The organism is Streptomyces yatensis, from assembly GCF_018069625.1.
Classification (GTDB): Bacteria; Actinomycetota; Actinomycetes; order Streptomycetales; family Streptomycetaceae; genus Streptomyces; species Streptomyces yatensis.
In genome coordinates, this window is the sequence record NZ_CP072941.1 from 1391465 (window position 1) to 1416179 (window position 24715).

Genomic DNA, 24715 nt, shown 5'->3' on the forward strand with positions numbered 1-24715 from the left:
GGTATGCTCGCCGCCATGTCCCTCCCCCCGACAACCACCCCATCCGGGGATGAAACCCCCGTGCGCGGGCGCGATGACGCCTGTCCGGGCGCGCTGCGGCTGCACCCGGCGGACGACGGTTCGCTCGCCCGGATCCGGGTGCCGGGCGGGCTACTGACGGCCCGTCAGGCGCTGGCGCTGGGGCGGGTGGCCGAGGAGCTGGGCGACGGGCGGCTGGACATCACCTCACGGGGCAATCTGCAGGTGCGCGGCTTGGCCGCGGGGTGCGGCGCGGAGCTGGCGGCCCGGCTGCGGGCGGCCGGACTGCTGCCCTCCGACCGCCATGACCGGGTGCGCAACATCGTGGCGTCGCCGCTGTCCGGCCTGGACGGCGAGGGGCATGCGGATGTGGTGGCGTGGGTGCGGGAGTTGGACGCCGTGCTGTGCGACGACACACCGGCGGGGGGCGGGGAATTGTCGGGCTTGTCGGGCAGGTTCCTGTTCGCGCTGGACGATGGGCGTGGCGATGTGGCCACCTTGGCCGCGGATGTGACATTGATCGCAACGCCGGACGGTGGAGCGGTGCTACGGGTCGGCGGTCCGCCGCCGGGCCCCGGTGCGCCGTCGCCGTCGGCGGCGGGGACACGCCCGGCCGCGGCAGCGCGGCGGGAGTCTCGTACGGCCGGGTCGACGGCAGGGGGTGGTCTCCGGGTACGCGGCGAGGACGCGCCGCGTGCGGCGGCGCTGGCCGCGGTGGAGTTCCTGGCCAAGGCCCGTGAGAGCGGCACCCGGGCGTGGCGGGTACGCGAACTCCCCGTGCGACACGCCGTCATGACCGAGGGATTGGCCGCGCGACTCGCCGACGCGGGCATCGAGGCCGTACCCGTGGAGCATGAACCGGCGCCCCGCGCCACGCCACCCGCCCCCGGGCCGGTCCCCGGCCCGAACGGGCGTCACGCGCTCTCCGTCGCGCTCCCCCTGGGCCGGGTGAGCGCCGCGCAGTGGCGGCTGCTCGCCGGGCTCGCCTCCCGGAGCGGGGCCGCTGAGCTGCGTATGACACCCTGGCGCGGCGTGGTGCTCCCCGGGTTCGCCCCGGACGACACGCGCGGTGCCTTGTCCGAACTGTCCGACGCGGGACTGGTGACCACGCCGGACTCACCGTGGCTCGGGGTCGGCGCGTGCACGGGGCGGCCGGGCTGCGCCAAGTCCCTGGCGGATGTGCGGGCCGACACGGCCCGCATGGTGGCGGACCCGGTGCTACGGCGCTCGGGTACGGCACGGGCGGCCACGGACCCGGCGCGCGGGACCTCGGGCACGGCCCGGGGAGCCGCGGACACGGTCGGGGTGGCCGCGAACGCGGCGGGAGCGGTCGCGGACGGTCCGAAGCCGCGGCCGGTGAGCGGCCCGGCGTACGGCGGCGGCACACCGTACGGCGGCGGCCCGGCCGGGCCCGGTCCGCTGCCGGTGTACGTCTCCGGCTGTGAACGGCGCTGCGGTCACCCCGGGGGCCGCTGGGTGGACGCGCTGGCGACCGGCGACACGGACTACCGCGTCACCGTGCGGGGCGCGAGGGGAGACACGCCGGAGGCGGAGAGCTCGGACAGCTCGAACAGCGTGGATGTGACAGCAGAGCAGTTGGCCGGCGCGGTCGCGGCGGCCCGTGGAACGACATGATCGAGGACACCGTGTTCGACTACGAGAAGGACGGGGCGGCCATCTACCGCGCGTCCTTTGCCACCATCCGTGCCGAGGCCGACCTCGGCGGGCTCCCCGCCGACGTCGGCCAGGTGGCGGTGCGGATGATCCACGCCTGCGGCATGGTCGACCTGGTCAAGGACCTCGCGTACACCCCCGAGGTGGTCTCCCGCGCCCGCGCCGCGCTGCGGTCCGGCGCGCCGGTGCTCTGCGACGCGCGCATGGTCGCCAGCGGGGTCACCCGCAAGCGGCTGCCCGCCGACAACGAGGTCATCTGCACCCTCACGGACCCCGCCGTACCGGAGTTGGCGCGGCGCATGGGCACCACGCGCAGCGCCGCCGCGCTGGAGCTGTGGCGGGACCGGCTCGACGGGGCGGTGGTGGCGGTGGGCAACGCCCCCACGGCGCTCTTCCGGCTGCTGGAGATGATCGAAGAAGAAGGGCCGGGCGCGCCGCGCCCGGCCGCCGTGATCGGTGTGCCGGTGGGCTTCATCGGCGCCGCCGAGTCCAAGGAGGCGCTGGCCGGGCATCCGGCGGCGCTCGACCACCTGGTGGTGCACGGCCGGCGGGGCGGCAGTGCCATCGCGGCGGCCGCGATCAACGCGATAGCGAGCGAGGAAGAGTGAGCGAGCAGCAGACGGGCCGGCTCTACGGTGTGGGGCTCGGCCCCGGCGACCCCTCCCTGATGACCGTACGCGCCGTGGAGGTCATCGCCGAGGCCGATGTCATCGCGTACCACAGCGCCCGTCATGGGCGCAGCATCGCGCGCTCCATCGCCGAGCGGCATCTGCGGCCCGACCACATCGAGGAGCGGCTGGTCTATCCGGTCACCACGGAGACCACCGACCATCCGGGCGGTTATCGCGGCGCGATGGACGAGTTCTACGCGGACGCGGCCGCCAGGCTCGCCGCGCATCTGGACGCGGGGCGCACGGTCGCGGTGCTCGCGGAGGGCGATCCGCTCTTCTACGGGTCGTATATGCACATGCACAAGCGGCTCGCCGACCGCTACCCCACCGAGGTCATCCCCGGTGTCACCTCGGTCAGCGCGGCGGCCGCCCGGCTCGGCGTGCCGCTGGTGGAGGGCGAGGAGGTGCTGACGGTCCTCCCCGGCACCCTGCCGGAGGAGGAGTTGACGGCCCGGCTGGCGACGACGGACTCGGCGGCCGTGATGAAGCTCGGCCGGACCTTCCCGACGGTGCGGCGCGCGCTGGAGCGGTCGGGGCGGCTCGCGGACGCGCGCTATGTGGAGCGCGCCACGATGGACGCGGAGCGAACCGCCCGGCTGGCCGAGGTCGACCCGGAGTCGGTGCCGTACTTCTCGATGGCGGTGCTGCCCAGCCGGGTGGACGCGCCGCGCGAGGAGTCCGGTCCGGGCGAGGTCGTGGTCGTCGGCCTGGGTCCGGCCGGTCCGCTGTGGCTCACCCCCGAGGCGCGGGCCGAACTGGCCGCCGCACAGGATCTGGTGGGCTACAGCACCTATCTGGACCGGGTGCCGGTACGGCCGGGCCAGCGGCGCCACGCCTCCGACAACAAGGTCGAGTCCGTACGCGCCGAATTCGCCCTCGACCTCGCCCGGCGGGGCCGGCGTGTCGCCGTGGTCTCCTCCGGCGACCCCGGCGTGTTCGCCATGGCCACCGCCGTCCTGGAGGCCGCCTCCGAGGACCCCTACCGCGAGGTCCCGGTACGGATCGTCCCCGGCATGACGGCGGCCCACGCCGCCGCCGCCCGGGCCGGCGCCCCGCTCGGCCACGACTACGCGGTGATCTCCCTCTCCGACCGGCTCAAGCCCTGGGAGGTCATCGCCGAACGGCTGCGCGCCGCCGCCGCGGCCGACCTGGTGCTCGCCCTCTACAACCCCGGCTCCCGCAGCCGCGTCTGGCAGGTGGGCAAGGCCCGCGAACTCCTGCTGGAGCACCGCGCCCCCGACACACCCGTGGTCCTGGGCCGCGACATCGGCGGCCCCGGCGAACGGGTGCGGATCGTCCGCCTGGCCGACCTCGACCCGGCCGATGTCGACATGCGCACGATCCTGCTGGTGGGCTCCTCCCAGACCCGCACGGTCCGCCGCGGCGACGGCACCGAGGTCGTCTGGACGCCACGCCGGTATCCGGAGGGCTAGCCTCCGGGCTCAGGCCAGGGTCGTACGGAGCCAGTCGGCGGCTTCGGCGGGGGTCTCGGCCACCGGGACGCCCTGAGGGGCGGGCGGGCGGCGGATGACGACGACCGGGATCCCGGCGGCGCGGGCCGCGGCGAGTTTGGGGGCAGTGGCGTGGGCGCCGCTGTCCTTGGTGACCAGCACCTCGATGCGGTGGCGGCGCAGCAGCTCCGCCTCGCCGTCGAGGGTGAACGGGCCGCGGTCGAGGATCACCGCCATCCGGGGCGGGACCGGCGGCTCGGGGGCGTCGACCGAGCGGACCAGGAACCATGGCTCGGTGAGGTGGGCGAAGGTGGCCAGGCCCATGCGGCCCGTCGTGAGGAAGATCCGCTCCCCCAGGGCCGGGGCCAGCCGCGCCGCGTCGGCCAGTGAGCCGGCCGTATGCCAGCGGTCGCCCGGGCCGGGTACCCAGCCGGGACGGCGCAGGGCGAGCAGGGGAACATGGACGTCGGCGGCCGCCCGGGCCGCGTGGGAACTGATCGTGTCGGCGAAAGGATGGGTGGCGTCGATGAGCGCGTCCACCTGGTGCTCGCGGAGCCAGCGGGCCATGCCCTCGGCGCCCCCGAACCCGCCGATCCGCACCTGCCCCACGGGCAGCCGCGGCGCGGCGACCCGGCCCGCGAGGGAGCTGGTGACGCGCAGGGCGGGGTCGTCGGCGAGCTCCCCGGCGAGGCGGCGCGCCTCGGTGGTGCCGCCGAGGATGAGCACATGGCGCCGCGCCGGTGCGCTGTTCATCGGGTGCCTTTCGTCGTCCGTGCGCCCGTCATCGTATGCGCGGCGGCCTGCCCATGGCTGAGACGGAGGCCGAGGCGGGGACGGAGGCCAAGGCGGCCGGGGGGCGGAGCGCCCAGCTGGAGCGGTCGGGGCTGCGGCACGGCTGGACCACCGGGGCGTGTGCCACAGCCGCGACGACGGCCGCGTACACCGCGCTGCTGAGCGGGGAGTTTCCCGACCCGGTGAGCATCGAACTGCCCAAGGGGCAGCGGCCCGCCTTCGCGCTCGCGACCGAGGAGCTGTCGGCGGGCCACGCCATGGCCGCGGTCGTCAAGGACGCGGGCGACGACCCGGATGTGACCCACGGCGCACTGGTCCGGGCCACGGTACGGGCCCTGCCGCCCGGCGGCGGAGTGGTCTTCCGGGCCGGTCCGGGCGTCGGCACGGTCACCCGGCCCGGGCTGCCGCTCCCGGTGGGCGAACCGGCCATCAACCCCGTGCCGCGCCAGATGATGCGCGACCACATCGCCGCGGTCGCGGCCCGGCACGGCGGCACCGGTGACGTCGAGATCGAGATCTCGGTGGACCACGGCGAGGAGATCGCCCGCTCCACCTGGAATCCGCGTCTGGGCATCCTCGGCGGGCTGTCCATCCTCGGCACGACGGGCATCGTGGTGCCCTACTCCTGCTCGGCGTGGATCGACAGCATCCGGCGCGGCGTGGATGTCGCACGCGCTGCGGGGCGCCGCCATGTGGTGGGCTGTACGGGCTCGACGTCCGAGAAGGTGGCGGTGGCCGTGCACGGGCTGCCGCAGGACGCGCTGCTGGACATGGGCGACTTCGCGGGGGCGGTGCTGAAGTATCTGCGCCGCCATCCGGTGGACCGGCTGACAGTCGCCGGCGGCTTCGCCAAGCTCTCCAAGCTGGCCGCCGGGCATCTGGATCTGCACTCCGCACGCTCCCAGGTGGACAAGGGGTTCCTCGCGGACCTGGCCCGCCGGGGCGGGGCGGACGAGCAGCTGGCGGAGGCGGTGGCGAGGGCCAACACCGGCCTGGAGACGGTGCAGTTGTGCTCCGCCCGTGGCGTACCCCTCGGCGACCTGGTCGCCGCGGCGGCCCGCGACACGGCGCTGGGGGTGCTGCGCGGGGCACCGGTGGCGGTGGACGTGATCTGCATCGACCGCGCGGGCACGATCGTGGGCCGCGCCGAACCCCGCGGCCCCCGGGAGCGCTGACCCGGCTCGCCAGCGGCGCGATGCGGCACGGCGCCCGGCGCGATGCGGTGCGGCGCCCGGCGCGATGCGGTGTCCGGCGCGATGCCGCACGGCGCCCGGCGCGATGCGGTGCGGTGTCCACGCCCATGCGTCACCACCGGGGCCGCTGCGCCGGTGTCGTCAGGCGGCTGGGCCTTGTGGGTGGCAGGGCTCGTGGGGGCGTTCGCGGTCCGAGGAGTAGAGGTGGCTGTCGCGGAACTGCTCGGCGCCGAGGGTGCGGCCCACGATGATCACCGCCGTCCGCACCACGCCCGCCGCCTTCACCTGGGCCGCGATGTCGTCCAGCGTGCCGCGGAGCACCAGTTCGTCGGGGCGGCTGGCCATGGCGACCACGGCCGCCGGGCAGTCGGCGCCATAGTGCGGGAGGAGTTCGCCGACGACGCGGTCCACATAGCGGGCGGCGAGATGCAGCACGAGGAGGGCGCCGCTACGGCCGAGAGTGGCGAGGTCCTCCCCTTCCGGCATGGGGGTGGCCTGCTGGGCGATGCGGGTGAGGATGACGGTCTGGCCGACGGTCGGCACCGTCAGCTCGCGCTTCAGCGCGGCCGCCGCGGCGGCGAAGGCGGGGACGCCCGGGACGACGTCGTACGGAACGCTGGCGGCGTCGAGGCGGCGCATCTGCTCGGCGACGGCGCTGAAGACCGACGGGTCCCCGGAGTGGAGGCGGGCCACGTCATGGCCCGCCTCATGGGCGGCGACGAACTCGGCGGTGATCTGGTCGAGGTCGAGCCGGGCGGTGTCGACGAGGCGGGCGTCCGGCGGGCATTCGGCGAGCAGTTCACGCGGCACCAGGCTGCCCGCGTACAGACACACCTGGCAGCGGGCCAGGGTCCGGGCGCCGCGCACCGTGATCAGATCGGCGGCGCCGGGGCCCGCGCCGATGAAGTACACCGTCATCGTGTCTCTCCTTGAGCGGCTTCGACGGATCCCGCGGGATCGGCGGCATGCCCGCCAGCGCCTCGGGAGTCGGGCGGTTTGGTCGCGGACCACTGGGTGACCGGCATCGCCTGCCGCCAGCCGGTGAAGCCCCCGACCGGGGTGGCGTGGGAGACGGCGAGGCGGACGAGGTCGCCGCCGTGGCGGCGGTACCGGTCCGCGAGCAGTGCCTCGGACTCCAGGGTCACGGTGTTGGCGACGATCCGGCCGCCCGGCCGCAGGGCCGCCCAGCACGCCTCCAGCACCCCGGGGGCGGTCAGGCCGCCGCCGATGAACACCGCGTCGGGGGCGGGCAGTCCGGCCAGGGCGTCCGGGGCGGCGCCGGTGACGACGGTCAGGCCGGGCACACCGAGCGCGGCGGCGTTGCGGCCGATGCGCTCGGCGCGCACCGGGTCGCGTTCGACCGAGACCGCCCGGCAGGTGCGGTGGGCGCGCATCCACTCCACGGCGATGGAGCCCGAGCCGCCGCCGACGTCCCACAGCAGCTCTCCGGGGGCGGGCGCGAGCGCGGCGAGGGTGGCGGCCCGCACATGGCGCTTGGTGAGCTGTCCGTCGTGGTCGTACGCCGCGTCGGGCAGCCCCGGCGCGAGCGACAGCGGCCGGGCGCCGTCCGCCGGGGCGCAGTCGACGGCGATGACGTTCAGGGGGTCGCCGGGCGGATGGGGCCACTTCTCGGCCGTGCCCTCCACACAGCGTTCCCGCCCGCTCCCCAACCGCTCCAGCACCCGCATCCGGCTCGGGCCGAAGCCGCGGTCCCCGAGCAACGCGGCCACCTGGGCGGGGGTTTCGGCGCCCGCGCTGAGCACGAGCAGCCGCCGTCCGGCGTACAGCTCACGGTTCAGCGTGGCCGGCGGGCGGCCGACGAGGCTGATCACCTCGGTCTCCTCCAGCGCCCAGCCGAGCCGCGCACAGGCCAGGGAGACGGACGAGGGATGGGGCAGCACCCGCAGCCGCTCGGCGCCCAGCAGCTCGGCCAGGGTGCGGCCGATGCCGAAGAACATGGGGTCGCCGCTGGCCAGCACGCAGACCCGCCGCCCGGTGTGCGCGGCGAACAGCCCGGGGACGGCGGGGCGCAGCGGGGACGGCCACGGCACCCGCTCGCCGTGGCACTCCGGCGGCAGCAGGCCCAGATGGCGCCGTCCGCCGATGACCACCTCGGCGGTGCGCAACGCCTCGCGGGCCGCGGGGCCGAGCCCGTCCCAGCCGTCGGCGCCGATGCCGATGACGGTCACGGGGGGAGGCGGCGGGCTCACGGTGGTCACCTCACGGGTCGGGGAACGGTCCACGAAACTCTACTGACCTGCTACGACGCCCCGGCTCCCGGCTCCCGCTCCAGGTCCACTTCGCGCGCCTCCTCCAGCCCCCGCTCCCCCGCCTGCCCCCGCTGCCGCGCCTGCTCCCCCGCCCGCTCCTGTTCGCGCTCCAGCTCCGCCAGCGCCAGCAGTTGCTCGACGGTCATGTCCTCCGGGATCGGCACCGGCGCCGGGGTGCGCAGCGGCGGCTGCCAGCCCTCCTCCGGGGCCCACCGCCGTATGATCCGGGCCGGTGCCCCGGCCACCACGGCGTGGTCGGGCACCTCGCCCCGTACGACCGCGCCCGCCGCGACCACCACATTGCGGCCCAGCCGCGCCCCGGGCAGGATCACCGCGCCCGCGCCCAGCCAGCTGCCGGGGCCGATGTGGACGGGCGCGGAGCGCGGCCATTGGCGGCCGATGGGCTGCTCCGGATCGTCGTAGGAGTGGTTGTCGCTGGTCACATAGACGTACGGGCCGCAGAAGACATCGTCGCCGAATTCCACGGGCACCGACGCGATCACATGGCTGCCCCGGCCCAGCACCACGCCGTTGCCGATGCGCAGCACCGGATCGGGGCCGAGGTCCACACCGGGCATCATCCCGGCGGTGAGGGTCACCTGCTCGCCGATGACGCAGTGCTCACCGAGCTCGATCCACGGCTCGCCGAAGAGGGTGCCCTGGGGGAACGCCAGCCGGGTGCCGACGCCGATGCGGCCGAACCGGTACGGGCCGGGGCGCTCGGCCGTCACCGCGCCGGCGCGCTGCACGGCGCGCCAGCCGCGGTGGACCAGACGGGAGGTGACGCGCCGGCGCCAGCCCCGCCAGGATGAGAACAGGTTCTCGTTCTTCGGCATTCGCCCACCGTATCGGCCGCTCGGGAGGCCGTCAGCGTCACCCCGGCGTCCCATAAGCGCTCCCCCTGAGCGCTCCCGCTAGGCGCTCCCCCGTCCCGGGGCCTCGCGCAGGACGCAGTCGCCGCACAACCCGCCGCCGGGCACGCGGTAGTAGAGACAGCAGGTGTGGCGCCGGTAGCCGAGCGGCGCGGTGCTCAGGGTGCCGGCCTCGCGCAGCGGCGGGTGGACCAGCTGGGCGCGCGCCAGCTCGGTGGCCCGGTCCGCCGCCTCGGCGTGGCCGTGCGCCCGGCACCAGTCGTGCAGCACGCGCAGCGAACCGGCCAGCGCCGAGGCGGCGTTGCCCCACAGCAGCCGCTCCGAGACCCGGTAGGCCCGTCCGATGGCGTGGTGCAGCGGCATCAGATGGACGAACGCCGCGGTGCCCACCTGACCGGCGAGTCCTCCCGGTTCGCCCATCACCTGCGGCACGCCGGGCCACCACAGGTCGTCGGGGGCGACTCGCCCGGGGTTCCACCACAGCCGGTCGGGCCGGAGGTGCGGCACCCGGCCGGCGAGGGCCGCCGGGCCGAGCGTGAGCGACCACACCCGGGCGGCGAGGCCCTGGAAGGCGAGCGAGGCCGCGACCCTCGGCTCATCGGTGCGCAGGCTCGCGGCGACCGCCTCGACCCGGGCGCTCAGCACCGGCCCGGCGGCGCCCTCGCCGGTCAGCCGGTACGCCTCGCCGATCGGTACGTACCCCTCCTCGCGGGGGTCGCCGCTCCCGGTACGCAGGGTGAAGAACGGCCCGACCCGCGCCGCGTCCGGCAGCGGCGCCTCATTCACCGTCGGCCGGGGCCCGGAACGCCTCCAGCAGCCGGTCGGCCGCCAGGGTGGCCGTCAGGGTGCCCTCGCGGACCCGCTGTTCCAGCTCGGGCCCGAGCCGCCGCACCTCGGGGTGGGCGTGCAGCCGGGCGAGCAGCTGGTCGCGCACCATCGACCAGGTCCAGTCGACCTGCTGGTCACGCCGCTTGGTTCGGAGCGCGCCGGTGGCCTCCAGCACCCGGCGGTGCTGCTCCAGGCGCTCCCACACCACGTCGAGCCCGGTGGACTCGCGGGCGCTGCAGGTGAGCACCGGCGGGTTCCAGGGCGCGTCCGCGGGTTGCAGCAGCCGCAGCGCGCCCGCCAGTTCACGGGCCGCCGACTTGGCCTCCCGCGCGTGGGGGCCGTCGGCCTTGTTGATGGTGACCACGTCGGCCAGCTCCAGGACGCCCTTCTTGATGCCCTGCAGCTGGTCGCCGGTGCGGGCCAGGGAGAGCAGCAGGAAGGAGTCGACCATATTGGCCACCGCGGTCTCGGACTGGCCCACGCCCACGGTCTCCACCAGCACCACGTCATAGCCCGCGGCCTCCATGACGACCATGGACTCGCGGGTGGCGCGGGCGACCCCGCCCAGCGTCCCGGCGCTGGGCGAGGGCCGTACGAAGGCGTCGGGGTCGACCGCCAGCCGCTCCATCCGGGTCTTGTCACCCAGGATGGAGCCGCCGGTGCGGGTCGACGACGGGTCGACGGCGAGCACCGCGACCTTGTGGCCGGTCCCGGTGAGCATCGTGCCCAGGGCGTCGATGAAGGTGGACTTGCCCACCCCGGGCACCCCGCTGATGCCGATCCGCCGCGCCCCGCCGGTGTGCGGCAGCAGCTCGACCAGCAGCCGCTGGGCGAGGTCGTGGTGGTCGGGCCGGGTGGACTCGACGAGCGTGATCGCACGGGCGATGTACGCGCGCTTGCCGTCGAGCACGCCCTTGGCGTACTCCTCGATGTCGATCGTCCGCGGCATGGCCTTAGGGGGTGTCTCGCGGATCATGCCGGGCTCGCGGCGCCCGGCACGCGCATCCGCCGCGTTGTCGTCGTCGCACGCAGCGCCGCTGCGCTCTCCTCCTCCGCCTTGCGGCTGCACGCACCAGGCGCCGCTCCCTGATCCGGCCTGATCCACAAGACACCCCCTACAGCTCGTGGCCGAGGTCGGCGGCCAGCTTGCGCACCAGGTCATGGGCGGCGTCCGGAATGACCGTGCCGGGCAGGAAGACGGCGGCGGCGCCGGCGTCGTGCAGGGTCTGGACGTCGTGCGGCGGGATGACCCCGCCGACGACGATGGTGATGTCCTCGCGCCCCGCCTCGGCCAGCTGCTCGCGCAGCGCGGGCACCAGCGTGAGGTGGCCGGCCGCGAGCGACGACACGCCGACGATGTGCACATCGGCCTCCACCGCCTGCCGCGCGACCTCCTCCGGGGTCTGGAACAGCGGGCCGACGTCGACGTCGAAGCCCAGGTCGGCGAAGGCGGTGGCGATCACCTTCTGGCCGCGGTCATGCCCGTCCTGCCCCATCTTGGCGACCAGGATGCGGGGGCGGCGGCCCTCGGCGCTCTCGAACTTCTCCACCAGCGCGCGGGTCCGGCTCACGCCGGAGGACGCTCCGGCCTCTTCTCGGTACACACCGGAGATCGTACGGATCTGCCCCGAGTGGCGCCCATAGACCGCCTCGAGCGCGTCGGAGATCTCGCCGACGGTCGCCATGGCGCGGGCGGCGTCCACGGCGAGCGCCAGCAGATTGCCCTCCAGGCCCGCGCCCGGACCGGACCGGGCCGCGGCGGTCAGGGCGCGCAGCGCGTCCTGGCAGACGGCCTCGTCGCGCTCGGCGCGCAGCCGCCGCAGCTTCTCGATCTGCTGGGTGCGCACCGCGGAGTTGTCGACCTTGAGCACCTCGAGCTGCTCATCGCTGTCGATGCGGTACTTGTTGACGCCGATGACCGGCTGGCGGCCGGAGTCGATCCGGGCCTGGGTGCGGGCGGCGGCCTCCTCGACACGCAGCTTGGGGATGCCCGCGTCGATGGCCTTGGCCATGCCGCCGGCCGCCTCGACCTCCTCGATGTGCTGCCAGGCCCGCCGCGCCAGGTCGTACGTCAGCTTCTCGACGTACGCGCTGCCGCCCCACGGGTCGATGACCCGGGTGGTGCCCGACTCCTGCTGCAGCAGGATCTGGGTGTTGCGGGCGATCCGGGCGGAGAAGTCGGTGGGCAGCGCGAGCGCCTCGTCCAGCGCGTTGGTGTGCAGCGACTGGGTGTGGCCCTGGGTGGCGGCCATGGCCTCCACGCAGGTGCGGGCCACGTTGTTGTAGACGTCCTGGGCGGTCAGCGACCAGCCGGAGGTCTGCGAATGGGTGCGCAGCGACAGCGACTTGGGGTTCTTCGGGTCGAACTGCTTGACCAGCTTGGCCCACAGCAGCCGCGCCGCGCGCAGCTTGGCGATCTCCATGAAGAAGTTCATGCCGATCGCCCAGAAGAACGACAGCCGGGGCGCGAAGGCGTCCACGTCCATCCCGGCGTCCCGGCCGGCCCGCAGATACTCCACACCGTCGGCCAGGGTGTACGCCAGCTCCAGGTCGGCCGTGGCTCCGGCCTCCTGGATGTGGTAGCCGGAGATGGAGATGGAGTTGTAGCGCGGCATCCGCTGCGAGGTGAAGGAGAAGATGTCGGAGATGATCCGCATCGACGGCTGCGGCGGATAGATGTAGGTGTTGCGGACCATGAACTCCTTGAGGATGTCGTTCTGAATGGTCCCGGCCAGTTTCTCGGGCGGTACGCCCTGTTCCTCGGCGGCCACGATGTAGAGCGCGAGCACGGGCAGCACCGCGCCGTTCATCGTCATCGACACGCTCATCTTGTCCAGCGGGATGCCGTCGAAGAGCTGCCGCATGTCGTAGATGGAGTCGATGGCCACGCCCGCCATGCCGACGTCACCGGTGACCCGGGGGTGGTCGCTGTCGTAGCCCCGGTGGGTGGGCAGGTCGAAGGCGACCGACAGGCCCTTCTGGCCGGCCGCGAGGTTGCGGCGGTAGAAGGCGTTGGACTCCTCGGCGGTGGAGAAGCCCGCGTACTGCCGGATGGTCCAGGGCTGGTTGACGTACATCGTCGGGTACGGGCCGCGCAGATAGGGCGCGGCGCCGGGGTAGGTGCCCAGGAAGTCGACGCCTTCGAGGTCCTCGGCGGTGTAGAGCGGTTTGACCCCGATGCCCTCGGGGGTGTCCCACACCAGGTCCTCCACGCCCTTGCCCACGCTGTTCTGCAGCGCGGCGGCCCAGTCGCCGGAGCTGGGCACCGGGCCTTCGGCCGGTCCGTCCAGATCGACCGCCGAGAAGTCCGGGATCTTGCCCGGCTCCACCGGAGCGCCGGCCATCACGCCACCCCCATGGTGTTCAGAGCCGAGGAGAGCACCTCGACCGCGTCGCAGCCCGCGAAGACGTATCCGTCCACTCCGGCCCGTTCGTACTCATCCTGTTGTGTGCCCGGCCGTCCGGCCAGGTAGACCCGGGTCGCCCCGGCCGCCTTCAGCCGCTCGGCCACGGCGGCCGCCTCCTGCTCGTACAGCTTGTCGCTGGAGCACAGGCAGGCGACGCGGGCGCCGCTGGCGGCGAACGCCTCGGCGACCGTCTCCGCGGTCACGGTGGCGGGTTCGTGGACCGCCTCGATCCCGCCCGCCTGGAAGAGGTTGGCGGCGAAGGAGGCGCGGGCGGTGTGCGCGGCGGCGGGGCCCAGCGCGGCCAGGAAGATCCTGGGCCGGCTGCCCTCGGCCGCCAGCTGGGCGTCGGCGCGGGTGCGCAGCGCCTCGTACGCCTCGTCGCGGCGCACCCTCGGCAGTCCGCCGCCGGGCGGCTCCGGGACGGGCTCGCGCTCGACGGGCCGCTCGGCGAGGTTCGGGAACTCGCTGACGCCGGTGATCGGCTCCTTGCGGCGGGCGAGGTCGCGGCCGCGGCGCGCCCAGGTCTCGGCGAGCCGGTCGCGGACCAGCCCGGAGGCGAGGGCCGCGGCCATTCCGCCGGCGCGCTCGATCTCCTGGAACCAGGCCCAGGCGGCGCGGGCGACGTCGTCGGTGAGCTTCTCGACGTACCAGGAGCCGCCGGCCGGGTCGATCACCCGGGCCAGATGCGACTCCTCCAGCAGGATCGTGGAGGTGTTGCGGGCGATGCGGCGGGCGAAGTCGTCGGGGAGGCCGATCGCGCTGTCGAAGGGCAGCACGGTGACCGCGTCCGCGCCGCCGACGCCCGCGGCGAGGGTGGCCACGGTGGTGCGCAGCATGTTCACCCAGGGGTCGCGCCGGGTCATCATCACCGGGGAGGTCACCGCGTGCTGACGCTGGGCGCGCGCCTGGGAGGGCGCCCCGCACGCCTGCGCCACCCGCGCCCACAGGCGGCGGGCGGCCCGGAGCTTGGCGATGGTGAGGAACTGGTCGGCGGTGGCCGCGTAGCGGAACTCCAGCTGGGCGCAGGCGGCTTCGACGCTCAGCCCGGCCTCGGTGAGGGTGCGCAGATACGCCACCGCGGCGGCGAGGGAGCAGCCGAGCTCCTGGGCCGCCCCGGCGCCGGCCTCGTGGTACGGCAGGGCGTCCACGGCGAAGGCGGTCACCCCGGGGTGGTCGCGGTGGCAGATCCCGGCGAGGTCGGCCGCGGCGGCCAGCTGAGCGGCCAGGCCGTCGTCGCGTCCGGTGCGGGCGGCGAGCCCCAGCGGGTCCGCGCCGAGGTTGCCGAGCGCGGCGCCGGGCGGCACCTCGCGGCCGGCGTAGAGCCGCAGCAGGGCGCGGGCGGCGTCCTCGAAGTCGGCGCCCGCGTCGAGGGCGACGGGGGCGAGGTCGAGGTAGACCCCCTTGAGCGCCTCGGGGAGGGCGTCCACGGGCACTCCCGCCGCGCCGGCCGCGAGCCAGACCGAGCCGGCGCCGTTCTCCAGGTCGGCGAGGATCGCCTGGTTGGTGCGCGCCGGATCGGGGTGGGCGTGGCGCTGGCGTACGTCCCAGCCGGACACGGCGGAGCCCTCGGCCCGGCCGCCGCGCACGAAGGGCGCGAAGCCGGGGAATCCGGCGTCCTGGGGGGCGTCTTCGGCGGTGTAGAGGGGGTGGACGGTGATGCCGTCCTCGAGCGCGGTCGCGAGGGCCTCTTCGGCCTCGGCGCCCACGGCGTCCGATGTGCCGGTTTTGCGCAGCACGCCTTCGACGAGGTGGCGCCATTGGTCTCGCGTCACTTCAGGGAAATCGTCGGCTAGGGGAAGCCCGTCGGGCAGGACCGTCATAGGAGGAGGCTAATGGGGTCCGCTAAAGCCGGAGCAGTGGTTCAGGCTGTGAGCTTACTCTCTAGTGATCTCAGGGGTGAGCACTAGGGAATTCAACAGTGGCGCCCGCCCACGGCCGGGGCGGGTGAGGCCGATGGGCCCGGCCCGGGGTGCGGAACGGGCGCCCGTGGTCGACGACGGCCCGGGATGCCGACCGGCCGCTCGGACATGGGATCGCCTGGCGCACACAGAGGCCCGCCCGGTGCGACGGGGGATGCACACCGGGCGGGCTCGAAGACCTTTTTACCGCATCGGCGGGGGGTTATGCATCAAAAGCGTGTTCGCTTCCCCGGTTCACCATGCGACAGGCAGCGAGATCAGGCCACGCGCGCGGATCGACGGCCGCCACCGGAGCTGCTCCCTCGGGACGTCCAGCCGCAGCCCCGGAAAACGCCGAACCAGCGCGGCCAGAGCGATTTCCATCTCCATCCGGGCCAGGGGTGCGCCGAGGCAGTAGTGGATGCCGTGGCCGAGCGCAAGGTGACCGGACCGGCCAAGATGTGGATTGAACTCGTCCGGATCCTTGAACTGGGCGGGGTCGCGGTGCGCCGAGGCCAGCGAGAGCAGCACGGTCTCCCCTGCGGGGATGGTCACACCGCCGATCTCGATCTCCTCGAGCGGGAAGCGGCGGATCCCCAGCGATGCGGGGCCCTCGTACCGCGCCAGTTCGTCGAAGGCGGCCGCGAGACCGCCCGGATCCGCGCGCAGCTCCTGGAGGACCGCGGGGTGGTCGAGCAGGGTGAGCACCGAGTTGGCGATGAGGTGGACGGTGTTCTCGTAGCCCGCGAGGAGGATGAGGAAGGCCAGCGAGGTCAGTTCGTCCTCGGTGAGCCTGCCGTCGCCGTCCCCGGCCTCGTCGTCGCGGACCCGGATCAGATCCGAGAGCAGATCGTCCCCGGGCTCGGCGCGCTTCTTCGCGATCAGCTCGGTGTAGAAGCGGAGCATGCTGCCGACCGCTTCCTTCGCCGCCCGCGGCCGCGTCGGATCGGGGGTGATCAGGGCGTCGCTCCAGGCCCGGAAGTCGCGCCGGTCGCGCTGCGGGACGCCGAGCAGATCGCAGACGACGATGATGGGCAGCTGTCCGGCATAGGCGGTGAGCAGGTCCGCGCGGCCGTCGGGCGCGATGGTGTCGAGCAGCTCGTCGGCGATCCGCCGGACCGGTTCGCGCATCCGCTCCACGCGGCCGGGGGTGAACGCCTTGACCACCAGCCGGCGCACCCGGGTGTGGTCCGGCGGGTCCATGTTGAGCAGATTGGCGTCGAGGGCGGGCGGCAGGGAGAAGCCGCTGTAGTTGCCCGGGGCGGCGTGGCGCTTGTCCAGGGCCAGGCGCGGATCGGCGAGCAGCCGCCGCACATCCTCGTAACGGGTCACCAGCCAGGCGGGTCGTCCGTCGGTGCCGGCGATCCGATGGACCGGGCCGGCTTCGCGGAGCGTGGCCAGGGCCGGGTAGAGGTCCTCGATCATCGGGGCGGGGTCAACGAGCTCCGGGCCGTCCGTTCCGGCGGCGTGCGCGGTGTTCTGCATGGATCCCGACTCTAGGCGGTGGCGTCCTCCGGGCCTGAACGGGTGGGGCGTTTCGGCCCGTCCGGGCGATGCGCACAGATGCGCGTGGTGGTGGCCGGGAGGCGGCGCCGGGGCTGAATCCCCCCGGCGCCGCCTGTGCCACGGGCGGCCCCGACCCCCGTCCAGGGCCACCTCGTCTGTGATCCCCCCGTTCACCGCCGCTGTGCGGCGGTCCCCTCCCTCAGTTCCGCGAGCACCTCGTCCACGAGCGGCAGGTGGTAGACGTCGGCGACGCGGGCCAGATGCTCGTGCTCCTCCACCAGTTCGGCCCCTGTCGTCATCACCACGCTGTCCGCCGCGGACTCCGGCACATGTCCCGCTGCTTGATTCAGCAAACCGCGTCTGAGCGCCGCTGCTTCCACTACGGCAGCAAGTTGCCAATCGTCGAGTCGCGCCGCGCCGGCCTTGACATGCGCGATCTCCAGGGCGCCGGCCTCCACATGGCGCCGTACGCCGCGCTGGACGTCGCGGATCTCCGCCATCTGACGGTTGGCCCGCCACTCGAGGTCCGCGAACGGCCACCAGCCGCTCCAGCGGGAGTGCCCCATGGACACCTCGGGGGCCTGCGCGGTGACCTCCCGCCACAGCGGCCGCAACCGCCGGAAGCGGCGCCACGCGGACGCCCGGGGCCCCACGGCCGGGATGGCGAAACCGGCCAGCACCAGGAGCGCCGCGACCGAAGCGGTCAGCGGGGCGACCCCGTTGGAGAGCCAGTACAGCTCACGGCCCGCCCAGGAGAAGACGAAACCGATCAGCTTGCAGGCGCAGTACGCCAGTCCCAGCCAGCATCCGGCGGCCAGCACCCGCAGCCCCCGGGCCAGCCATGAGCCGCGCAGGCTGGCGGCGTAGCGCGGGCAGAGGATGCCGAGCCCCGCCAGACCGGCTCCGAAAATGGCCAGATACAGCACCAGGAAGAGGACCACTCCCGGGGCGTCGGCGTAGGCGGTGCTGAAGTCGCGGGGGTGCTCGACCGCGTCCGGGCGGCCGACCGCGAAGCCGATGATGGCCACGGTCCATGCCACGGCCACGGCGGCGACCACCACGACGGGCCGCGCCGCCGACCCCGTCCAGCGCAGCAGCAGCACCAGGGCGCCGGTGGCGAACACCACGACGGAGGAGTAGAGGAAGACCATGGCGAGATTGGCGACGCCCACCAGGCCGTCGAACCAGCGGTAGACGCTGGGCGCCGAGAGCAGGAAGACATTCGCCACGGCCGCGGTCATCACACAGGCCAGGCCGAGATCGGCGTTGGCGCGGTCGCGGAACCAGGCCCGGGCCTTGTAGCCGGCCATCGTCCAGGCGGCGGCGCCGAAGCAGAGATAGACGAGGTCAAACACCGGTGTCACCGCCCGGTTCACCGCGTACGCCACCATCGGCACCGCCCGTGCGGTCGGCCCCGTGGGCGTGGTCGGCGCGGTCGGTGCGGACGTGGCGCAGCGCCGGGCCGAGCGCGGCGGCGAGTTCGGCCGCCCGGCCCTGGAGCGGCAGCCCGTGGTCCGGCGAGGTCGGCACCACATGCTCCATCAGCAGCGTGCCCAGCACCTCGGTCTCGCGTTCGGTGAGGTTGTCGTAGCAGTGGTGGCGGGCGAAGTCCGGGGTCATCCCCAGCCGGCGCATCGCGGTGGTCACATCGACGGACGGCGTCCACATCCGCAGCGCGTCCTCGGTGACCGCCGGGTCCTGCTCGTGTCCGAGCAGGAGATGGCCGATCTCATGCAGCACGATGTGGATTTGGTGCCAGGGGGACGTCCTGAGCTCGTAGAAGATCCAGTAGTCCTCGTCGGTGGAGGCGGTCATCCCCGAGACCACCCCGCCCAGGCTCATCGGCACCAGGTGGACGGGGCGTCCGACGCGGCGGGCGACGAGGTCGCACAGACCGGGCAGGTCGGTCGAGGCGGGCAGCCCGAGCTCCTTGATGAGCTGCTTGCACTGCCGCCGTATCCGGCCCACTCGCATGCCTGTACCACCCTCGTATCCGGTCTGCCGCCAGGAGGAGAACAGTTCCGGGTCATCGGCGGCCATTCGTCGCCTCACCATCCGGACCACCCGAACCGTCCGCTCCCGCGGCCCCGTTCGCACCGGGAGGCTCGGGCGGAAGGTTCATCTGCTGCCGGAACTGGGAGATGATCGTGGTGAGACTGTCCTGGACCTCCGGCGGGAGGCCCACGGAGCGCAGCGCGATGCTGCGGACCCGCTTGTCGCGCATCGCGACAAGGAACCGTACCTCCTCCTCGACCCGCTCGGCCTGCGAAGGCGAAAGGTCGCCCAGCAGATAACCGACGGGCACGGCGAAGAACTTGGCGAGCGCCCGCAGCACATCCGGGCTGGGATTGGTGCGCTTGCCGTTGCGCAGCATCGACAGATACTGCTCGGTGACGCTCACCCCGCCGTACTCCTCGCCGCCGCTGATCTCCTCGGCGACGTGGGCGTTGGTGTACGGCGCGCCCGGCGGGTGCATGGTGGTGAACAGGTAGGTGAGCCGGTCCGCCAGCGGGCTGTCGGCCGCGTCCGGTGACCTGTCGGCACCCGCTGCCATCTGCGCCCCCTCACGGCTGCTGCCGGGCTCGAACACCCTCACGGTTGGTTAAGGCGGACGATGCCGCGCGACGCATCCTGCCATGTTCATCGCACAGCACACCAGTCCGGTGCCGAATCGTGGGGGCGGCCGACTTAACTACCAGTTGGTAGCTGGGCCAAGAGGGTGATCGATCAGGCGAGGGAGGAGGCCGGCCGAGGGCCGCGATGTCCGCTTGCTGCCAGCGGCCGCGGCCGAGGGGCCGGTGGCCTCCCTCGCTCTCAGCGCATGCGCCGGGCCATCAGTCCACGCTCTGGAGGATGTGCGGCTCGGCGAGGTCGTCCTCGTAACCGGCGAGTCGGATCGGCGCGGAACGCGCCCATACTTCCAGACTGCCCACCTCCGTGGCCTGCACGAACCGCCCGCTGCTATCGGCGCGAGCGTCGTCGCTCTGTGTTTGTTCGGGGGTCACCGCACACTCCCTCGTGTCGGCTGAACCGGATCTGTCGTCAGATTAACCAGCGACTGAACGGTCCGCGCGTCGATTCTCAGGGACTGGACAACGAGCCGTCGCCGGGACCCCCTTCCGCGCCCGGTGGCCGCCCGGAGCCGTCCGTGGTGAGCTGGTACGTACGAGACCCACCGAACTCGTCTCACCTGCTGGACAGCGCCGCGTCCCAGGCCACATGGCCGTCCGGGCGCACCAGCACGGTGTCCCGGCCCGCCCAGCCGTCATGGGCGGTGGTCGGGCGCGCGGTCACGGCCCGTATCCGGTCCGGACTCCCGGCGATCGCCTCGGCGGCGGCGCGGGCGCCGGCGACGCCCGGGCCGTCGGCCGTCCCCCGTCCCGCGTCGCCGCCCGGGCCGAGGTGGAGCAGTACGAAGCGCCCGTCGGCCAGGAGCGGATACAGGCTGGGCTCGGGCGCCCCGGCCAGCCCGAGGTCGGGGGCGCGGGTACCGGCCAGCGAGTGGCCGCCCCCGGCCCCTCCCGGCTCCCCCGTCCCCCCTCGCTCCCCGGCCCCTCCCGGCTCCCCCTCGGCCGGGCGGTAGGCCACGTCCAGCGCGGAGAGCTCCCCGGCGAACTGCCGGTTCACCGCCGGGTGGGCGGCCAGGAGCCGGCCGAACACCGAGCGCAGGGCGCGCGCGTCGGCGGTGTACGTGGCGCCGAGCATGGTCTGTGCCTGGGTGTTCTCCAGCAGCGCGGCCCCCACGGGGTGGCGCTCGGCGTGGTAGGTGTCCAGCAGCCCCTCGGGGGCGCGGCCCTGGCACACCGCGGCCAGCTTCCACCCGAGGTTGAAGGCGTCCTGGAGTCCCACGTTCAGGCCCTGGCCCCCCATGGGCATGTGCATATGCGCCGCGTCCCCGGCGAGCAGGACGCGACCGTCGCGGTAGCGGGCGGCCTGCCGGGCGGCGTTGCCGAACCGGGACAGCCAGCGGGGCGCCCGCATCCCGAAGTCCGTGCCCGCGACCCGGCGCACATATCCGCGCAGCTCGTCGAAGGTGAGCGGCTGATCGGCGGGGACGGCGAGGGACTCCCCGGTGGTGCCCGCGATGCGGTGGTGTCCGTCGGCCAGCGGGACGACCAGGAAGCCCCCGTGCTCATTGTCGACCGAGGGGGCCGAGGGCGGCGCGTCGAGCACCACATCGCCGAGGAAGCCGGTCGTGGTGGCGCGGGTGCCGGGGAAGTCGATACCGGCGGAGCTCCGTACGGTGCTTCCGGCCCCGTCGCAGCCCACCACCCATGCCGCGCGCAGGGTGTACGTCCCGTCGGGGCCCGCCACCTCCACCTCGGCGCCGTCCGCGTCCTGGCGCACCTCCAGCGCCCGGTGCCGCCAGCGGATCTCCCCGCCCAGCTCCCGCAGCCGCTCCTCCAGCAGCTGTTCGGTGCGGAGTTGCGGCAGGACCAGCGTGTACGGGAAGCGGGTGTCCAGTACGGAGAAGTCCAGCCGGACCGGCAGCCCGCCGTAGTGCCCGGTGGGCATCGGAACGCCCTCGCGGACGAACGGCCCGGCGAGACCGCGCATCGCCAGCACCTCCAGGGAGCGCGGATGCAGGGTCAGCGCCTTGGAGTGCGGGCTGCGGGCGGCGGCGCGCTCGATCACGGTGACGTCCACACCCACCAGCCGTAGTTCGGCGGCGAGCAGCAGCCCCACGGGTCCGGCCCCCACCACGACGACGTCGTTCACCACACCATCTCCCTTGTCTCTCGATCGGGTCTTTCGACTTTCGATCCACTCCTCGATCCCTCTCTTGATCCCGGATCAAGAAGCTGCCCCCAGTAGACTTGATCCCGGATCAAGACGCAAGCGAAGGAGATCGGCGGCATGGGCCTGGACCGCACGGCCGTGGTGACGGCGGCGCTGGAACTGCTCGACGAGGCGGGGCTGGACAAGCTCACGATGCGCAAGGTGGCCGAGCGGCTGGGCGTGCAGCTCAACACCGTCTACTGGCACGCCTCCAGCAAGCCCCGGCTGCTGGAGCTGATGGCCGACGCGATGCTCGAGGGATGCGCCGACGCGCCACTCCCGGACCCCTGGGACGACCGGGCGTGCGCCCTGGCCCACCGCTATCGCGCGGCGCTGCTCTCCCGCCGCGACGGCGCCCGGGTCGTGGCCGGGACGTATGTCGCCGAGGAGCACACCCTGCGCTTCGCGGACGCCCTGACCGGCGCGTTCCTCAGCGGCGGCCACAGCCCCGCCGAAGCCGGCTGGCGGACCTGGTCGCTGGTCTACTTCACGCTCGGCCTGACCCAGGAGGAACAGGCCGCCCAGGGCATCGGCGGCATGGAGCCGCTGCTGCGGGCGGCCACCGCCGAGCGCTTCCCCGCCCTCGCCGCGGTCGCCGGACACTTCGCCGACTTCGAGCACCGCTTCCGGCACGGCGTCGGGTTGATCGTCAGGGGGCAGGAGGCGAGCGCGTAACTCGCTCACTCAGGGCCGGGAGGTCCGAGGTATTGCCGCGTCCGCTGCCATGCGGGCGCCATTTTCCCCGTGACTGCGCGCCGTCCATCCGATGTTTATGACGCACAAGGGGTTCCGGTTCCGCCACGGGAGCTGCATCATGCCCGGGGGGTTCAGGTCGTGGAACCTCAGGCATGTACGTGACCGCCCGCTGCTGCCCCCGCAGAAGATCGCCCGCACCCGGTTCACATCCCCTGGAGCGTCATGTCATCCGCACCCACCCGAAGGACAGTCGTCGGCACCGCCGTGGCCGCCGGTGCCGCCGCCGGCCTCGCCGGCCCGGCCGCCGCGTACGCCGCCGAGCCGCAGGCCCCCGCCGCGGCCACGGTCGCCCACCCCGCGGGGGACCCCTGGGCCACGGTCCTCGCCGACGCCGACATGGTGTGGCAGAAGCTGCCGCAGACCTGGTACGAGGGCCCGTTCCTCGGAAACGCCCTGCTCGGCTCGGGCATCTACGCCGAGCCGGGCGACGCCAACGCGGTGCGCTTCAACGTGCAGCACAGCGAGGTCCAGGACCACCGGCCGGAGTTCGGCTCACTCTTCGGGCTCGCCCGGCTGCCCATCGGGTACTTCACCCTGGAGCCGGTCGGGGCCATCACCGCCATCGACTGGCGGCTGCGGCTGGGGGACGCCGAGCTGACCGGCACCATCACCACCGACAAGGGCACCCTGCGGCTGCGCGCCCTCGTCCACAACTCCCGTTCCCTGCTGGCCATCGAGGTGACCCCGAGCGCCGGAGAGGCCGCGTTCCGCTGGGTGTTCCACCCCGCCGAGGCCATCAGCCCGCGGGTCGCCTTCAAACCGGTCCCCGACGGCTACACCGGCAACCCCCCGGCCGTCGTCGAGGACCACCAGGGCATCCAGGCCGCCGTGCAGCCGCTGCTCGCCGGCGGACAGCATGTGACGGCCTGGCGGGAGCGGACCCACGCCGGGCGGCGGACGCTGTACGTCACCGTGGCCCACTCCCACCCCCGGCGCACCGCGCGCGACCGTGCGCTCAAGGACATCCGATCCGCCTCGGCGCTCTCCTACGACGTCCTCGCGCCCAGCCATCGCGCCTGGTGGCACGCGTACTACCGGAAGAGCTTCCTCTCCCTGCCCGACGCGCGGCTGCAGCGCTTCTACTGGATCCAGCTGTACAAGGTGGCGGCGGCCGCGCGCGCCGACGCCCCCGTGATGGCCACCTCGGGGCCCTGGCTGGAGTCCACCCCGTGGCCCGCGACCTGGTGGAACCTCAATGTGCAGCTCGAGTACTGGCTGATCCACGGCTCCAACCACCTCGAACTCGACGCGGTGACCCGGGCGCTCGGCGAATTCCGCGACAACCTCTCCAACCAGCTCGACACCCCGTACCGCAAGGACTCGGCGGGCATCCCCCGCACCACCGACATCCACCTGGTCAACGGCGGCGCCGCGGCGAACGGCGGCTACGCGGTCGGCATCCCCGGCCAGGACCCGCCCACCCCCGAGGTCGGCAACCTCACCTGGGCGCTGCACAACGTCTGGCTGACCTACCGCCACACCATGGACGAGTCGGTGCTGCGCGATGTGGTCTACCCGCTGCTGCGCAAGTCCGTCGCGTACTACCTCCACTTCCTGACCCCCGGCAGCGACGGCAAGCTGCATCTGCCCGCCACCTTCTCGCCCGAGTACGGCGTCAACGCGCCCGACTGCAACTACGACCTGATGCTGCTGCGCTGGGGCTGCGCCACCCTCCTGGACTCGGCCCGGCTGCTCGGCGTCAAGGATCCCGCCGCGCCGCGCTGGCGGGAGGTGCTGGCCAAGCTCACGCCGTACCCCGTCGACGAGAACGGCTTCATGATCGGCGCGGGTGTTCCGTTCGCCAAGTCCCACCGCCACTACTCCCATATGCTCGCCGTCTATCCGCTCTACGAGGTCACCTGGGAGGACCCCGCCAAGCGCGAGCTGATCGAGACCTCCCTCAATCACTGGGTCGGCTTCGAGGGCGCGCTCCAGGGCTACACCTTCACCGGCGCCGCCTCGATGTCCGCGCAGATGGGGCGGGGTGAGGACGCGCTCAAGTACCTGGGCGAGCTGATGAGCCGCTTCATCCAGGCCAACACCATGTACAAGGAGTCGGGCCCGGTCATCGAGACTCCGCTGTCCGCCGCGCAGTCACTGCACGACATGGTCTGCCAGAGCTGGGGCGGGGTGATCCGGATCTTCCCCGCGCTGCCCGCCGCCTGGCGTGAGCTGGTGGTCCACGACTTCCGCACCCAGGGCGCGTTCCTGCTGAGCGCCGCCCGCGAGGACGGCCGAACCCGCTGGGTGCGGCTGCGCAGCGAGGCGGGCGCGCCGTGTGTCGTACGGCACTCCCTCGACGGACCGATCGAGGTGCGGGACGCGCGCGGGCGGCGGCTGCCGTACGAGACGGTGGGCGCGGGCACGATCCGGATCGCGCTCCGCAGGGGCCAGGAGGCCATCATCACCGCCCGCGGGGACCGCCCGGACCTGACGGTCCGCCCGGTCGAGCCCAATGAGCCGGCGCCGCGCTGGGGGCTCCCCGCGTCCTAATCCCCGGCGGGATCTTCCGGTACACCGGCAGGATCTTCCGGCGCGGTCGCGTCGGCGGATGGTCCGGATCGGCCCGGTCGGCGTCCGATGACGACTGCCGACCGCCG

The 24715-nt window shown here is 73.7% G+C and carries 20 protein-coding genes; 6 read left to right on the forward strand and 14 right to left on the reverse strand.

Annotated features, from left to right (window positions below):
• The first annotated feature begins 3 nt into the window (after nucleotides 1-3).
• From J8403_RS04950 to J8403_RS04960, 3 genes are read left to right on the forward strand one after another with little or no spacing between them, the layout of a single operon-like run.
• Nucleotides 4-1653, forward strand: a complete 1650-nt coding sequence (locus tag J8403_RS04950) for a nitrite reductase (RefSeq protein WP_211122048.1) — start codon at nucleotides 4-6, stop codon at nucleotides 1651-1653.
• Nucleotides 1650-2300 carry a precorrin-8X methylmutase gene (locus tag J8403_RS04955; RefSeq protein ID WP_211122049.1) on the forward strand — a complete coding sequence of 217 codons (651 nt, stop codon included), beginning with the start codon at nucleotides 1650-1652 and terminating at the stop codon, nucleotides 2298-2300. Before J8403_RS04950 ends, J8403_RS04955 begins: the two co-directional genes overlap by 4 nt.
• On the forward strand, nucleotides 2297-3796 hold the full coding sequence (locus J8403_RS04960; protein ID WP_211122050.1) for a precorrin-2 C(20)-methyltransferase: 1500 nt from the start codon (nucleotides 2297-2299) through the stop codon (nucleotides 3794-3796). Before J8403_RS04955 ends, J8403_RS04960 begins: the two co-directional genes overlap by 4 nt.
• Nucleotides 3797-3805: 9 nt before the next feature.
• Here J8403_RS04960 and J8403_RS04965 read toward each other — a convergent pair whose 3' ends face one another.
• Nucleotides 3806-4567, reverse strand: coding sequence for a cobalt-precorrin-6A reductase (locus J8403_RS04965; protein ID WP_211122051.1), 762 nt, complete (start codon nucleotides 4565-4567; stop codon nucleotides 3806-3808).
• Nucleotides 4568-4620: 53 nt separating this feature from the next.
• Here J8403_RS04965 and J8403_RS04970 point away from each other — a divergent pair, with 53 nt between their 5' ends.
• Nucleotides 4621-5781: a cobalt-precorrin-5B (C(1))-methyltransferase gene (locus tag J8403_RS04970; protein WP_211122052.1), complete on the forward strand. Its 1161-nt coding sequence runs from the start codon at nucleotides 4621-4623 to the stop codon at nucleotides 5779-5781.
• Between the two features lie 159 nt (nucleotides 5782-5940).
• On the opposite strand, the gene cobM is transcribed toward J8403_RS04970, so the two are convergent.
• The 13 genes from cobM to J8403_RS05035 form a co-directional block, all read right to left on the reverse strand.
• A complete protein-coding gene (gene cobM / locus J8403_RS04975) occupies nucleotides 5941-6717 on the reverse strand; it encodes a precorrin-4 C(11)-methyltransferase (protein WP_211122053.1) in 777 nt (258 codons plus the stop codon).
• Nucleotides 6714-8009: a precorrin-6y C5,15-methyltransferase (decarboxylating) subunit CbiE gene (gene cbiE / locus J8403_RS04980; protein ID WP_246585694.1), complete on the reverse strand. Its 1296-nt coding sequence runs from the start codon at nucleotides 8007-8009 to the stop codon at nucleotides 6714-6716. The genes cobM and cbiE overlap by 4 nt, the downstream gene beginning before the upstream one ends.
• A 50-nt stretch (nucleotides 8010-8059) precedes the next feature.
• Nucleotides 8060-8905 carry an acyltransferase gene (locus J8403_RS04985; protein ID WP_211122055.1) on the reverse strand — a complete coding sequence of 282 codons (846 nt, stop codon included), beginning with the start codon at nucleotides 8903-8905 and terminating at the stop codon, nucleotides 8060-8062.
• A gap of 78 nt (nucleotides 8906-8983) precedes the next feature.
• On the reverse strand, nucleotides 8984-9727 hold the full coding sequence (locus J8403_RS04990; protein ID WP_211122056.1) for a (2Fe-2S)-binding protein: 744 nt from the start codon (nucleotides 9725-9727) through the stop codon (nucleotides 8984-8986).
• Entirely contained in the window at nucleotides 9720-10718 is a 999-nt protein-coding gene (gene meaB / locus J8403_RS04995; RefSeq protein WP_211122057.1) for a methylmalonyl Co-A mutase-associated GTPase MeaB, read from the reverse strand. The genes J8403_RS04990 and meaB overlap by 8 nt, the downstream gene beginning before the upstream one ends.
• Nucleotides 10719-10884: 166 nt before the next feature.
• Nucleotides 10885-13113 (reverse strand): methylmalonyl-CoA mutase, encoded by a 2229-nt coding sequence (scpA, locus tag J8403_RS05000; RefSeq protein ID WP_211122058.1) that lies wholly within the window; start codon nucleotides 13111-13113, stop codon nucleotides 10885-10887.
• Nucleotides 13113-14996, reverse strand: a complete 1884-nt coding sequence (mutA, locus tag J8403_RS05005; RefSeq protein WP_211122059.1) for a methylmalonyl-CoA mutase small subunit — start codon at nucleotides 14994-14996, stop codon at nucleotides 13113-13115. The genes scpA and mutA overlap by 1 nt, the downstream gene beginning before the upstream one ends.
• 333 nt (nucleotides 14997-15329) lie before the next feature.
• Nucleotides 15330-16559 (reverse strand): cytochrome P450 family protein, encoded by a 1230-nt coding sequence (locus tag J8403_RS05010; protein ID WP_211122060.1) that lies wholly within the window; start codon nucleotides 16557-16559, stop codon nucleotides 15330-15332.
• 191 nt (nucleotides 16560-16750) lie between these two features.
• On the reverse strand, nucleotides 16751-17935 hold the full coding sequence (locus J8403_RS05015) for an MAB_1171c family putative transporter (RefSeq protein ID WP_246586302.1): 1185 nt from the start codon (nucleotides 17933-17935) through the stop codon (nucleotides 16751-16753).
• Complete coding sequence (locus tag J8403_RS05020; protein ID WP_137970342.1) at nucleotides 17928-18620, reverse strand: ImmA/IrrE family metallo-endopeptidase; 693 nt, start codon at nucleotides 18618-18620, stop codon at nucleotides 17928-17930. Before J8403_RS05020 ends, J8403_RS05015 begins: the two co-directional genes overlap by 8 nt.
• Nucleotides 18607-19134, reverse strand: a complete 528-nt coding sequence (locus tag J8403_RS05025; protein ID WP_211122062.1) for a helix-turn-helix domain-containing protein — start codon at nucleotides 19132-19134, stop codon at nucleotides 18607-18609. The genes J8403_RS05020 and J8403_RS05025 overlap by 14 nt, the downstream gene beginning before the upstream one ends.
• 280 nt (nucleotides 19135-19414) lie before the next feature.
• Nucleotides 19415-19585: a hypothetical protein gene (locus tag J8403_RS05030; RefSeq protein WP_211122063.1), complete on the reverse strand. Its 171-nt coding sequence runs from the start codon at nucleotides 19583-19585 to the stop codon at nucleotides 19415-19417.
• A 181-nt stretch (nucleotides 19586-19766) separates the two neighbouring features.
• Entirely contained in the window at nucleotides 19767-21299 is a 1533-nt protein-coding gene (locus tag J8403_RS05035) for an FAD-dependent monooxygenase (protein WP_211122064.1), read from the reverse strand.
• A gap of 138 nt (nucleotides 21300-21437) precedes the next feature.
• Here J8403_RS05035 and J8403_RS05040 point away from each other — a divergent pair, with 138 nt between their 5' ends.
• Both J8403_RS05040 and J8403_RS05045 read left to right on the forward strand, forming a co-directional pair.
• The gene (locus J8403_RS05040) at nucleotides 21438-22034 is read left to right on the forward strand and encodes a TetR/AcrR family transcriptional regulator C-terminal domain-containing protein (protein ID WP_211122065.1); all 597 of its coding nucleotides are present in this window, start codon (nucleotides 21438-21440) and stop codon (nucleotides 22032-22034) included.
• Between the two features lie 243 nt (nucleotides 22035-22277).
• Nucleotides 22278-24608 (forward strand): glycosyl hydrolase family 95 catalytic domain-containing protein, encoded by a 2331-nt coding sequence (locus tag J8403_RS05045; RefSeq protein ID WP_211122066.1) that lies wholly within the window; start codon nucleotides 22278-22280, stop codon nucleotides 24606-24608.
• Nucleotides 24609-24715 lie beyond the last annotated feature (107 nt).

Excerpts from the sequence above, each read along its gene's own strand:
- J8403_RS05025 (WP_211122062.1), bottom strand. The coding sequence starts at position 19,134 with ATGGCAGCGGGTGCCGACAGGTCACCGGACGCGGCCGACAGCCCGCTG.
- scpA (WP_211122058.1), bottom strand. The coding sequence starts at position 13,113 with ATGGCCGGCGCTCCGGTGGAGCCGGGCAAGATCCCGGACTTCTCGGCG.
- meaB (WP_211122057.1), bottom strand. The coding sequence starts at position 10,718 with ATGCCGCGGACGATCGACATCGAGGAGTACGCCAAGGGCGTGCTCGAC.
- J8403_RS05045 (WP_211122066.1), top strand. The coding sequence starts at position 22,278 with ATGTCATCCGCACCCACCCGAAGGACAGTCGTCGGCACCGCCGTGGCC.
- J8403_RS05010 (WP_211122060.1), bottom strand. The coding sequence starts at position 16,559 with ATGCAGAACACCGCGCACGCCGCCGGAACGGACGGCCCGGAGCTCGTT.
- J8403_RS04950 (WP_211122048.1), top strand. The coding sequence starts at position 4 with ATGCTCGCCGCCATGTCCCTCCCCCCGACAACCACCCCATCCGGGGAT.
- J8403_RS04985 (WP_211122055.1), bottom strand. The coding sequence starts at position 8,905 with ATGCCGAAGAACGAGAACCTGTTCTCATCCTGGCGGGGCTGGCGCCGG.
- J8403_RS04965 (WP_211122051.1), bottom strand. The coding sequence starts at position 4,567 with ATGAACAGCGCACCGGCGCGGCGCCATGTGCTCATCCTCGGCGGCACC.
- J8403_RS05040 (WP_211122065.1), top strand. The coding sequence starts at position 21,438 with ATGGGCCTGGACCGCACGGCCGTGGTGACGGCGGCGCTGGAACTGCTC.
- cobM (WP_211122053.1), bottom strand. The coding sequence starts at position 6,717 with ATGACGGTGTACTTCATCGGCGCGGGCCCCGGCGCCGCCGATCTGATC.
- J8403_RS04970 (WP_211122052.1), top strand. The coding sequence starts at position 4,621 with ATGGCTGAGACGGAGGCCGAGGCGGGGACGGAGGCCAAGGCGGCCGGG.
- J8403_RS04955 (WP_211122049.1), top strand. The coding sequence starts at position 1,650 with ATGATCGAGGACACCGTGTTCGACTACGAGAAGGACGGGGCGGCCATC.
- J8403_RS05020 (WP_137970342.1), bottom strand. The coding sequence starts at position 18,620 with ATGGCCGCCGATGACCCGGAACTGTTCTCCTCCTGGCGGCAGACCGGA.
- mutA (WP_211122059.1), bottom strand. The coding sequence starts at position 14,996 with ATGACGGTCCTGCCCGACGGGCTTCCCCTAGCCGACGATTTCCCTGAA.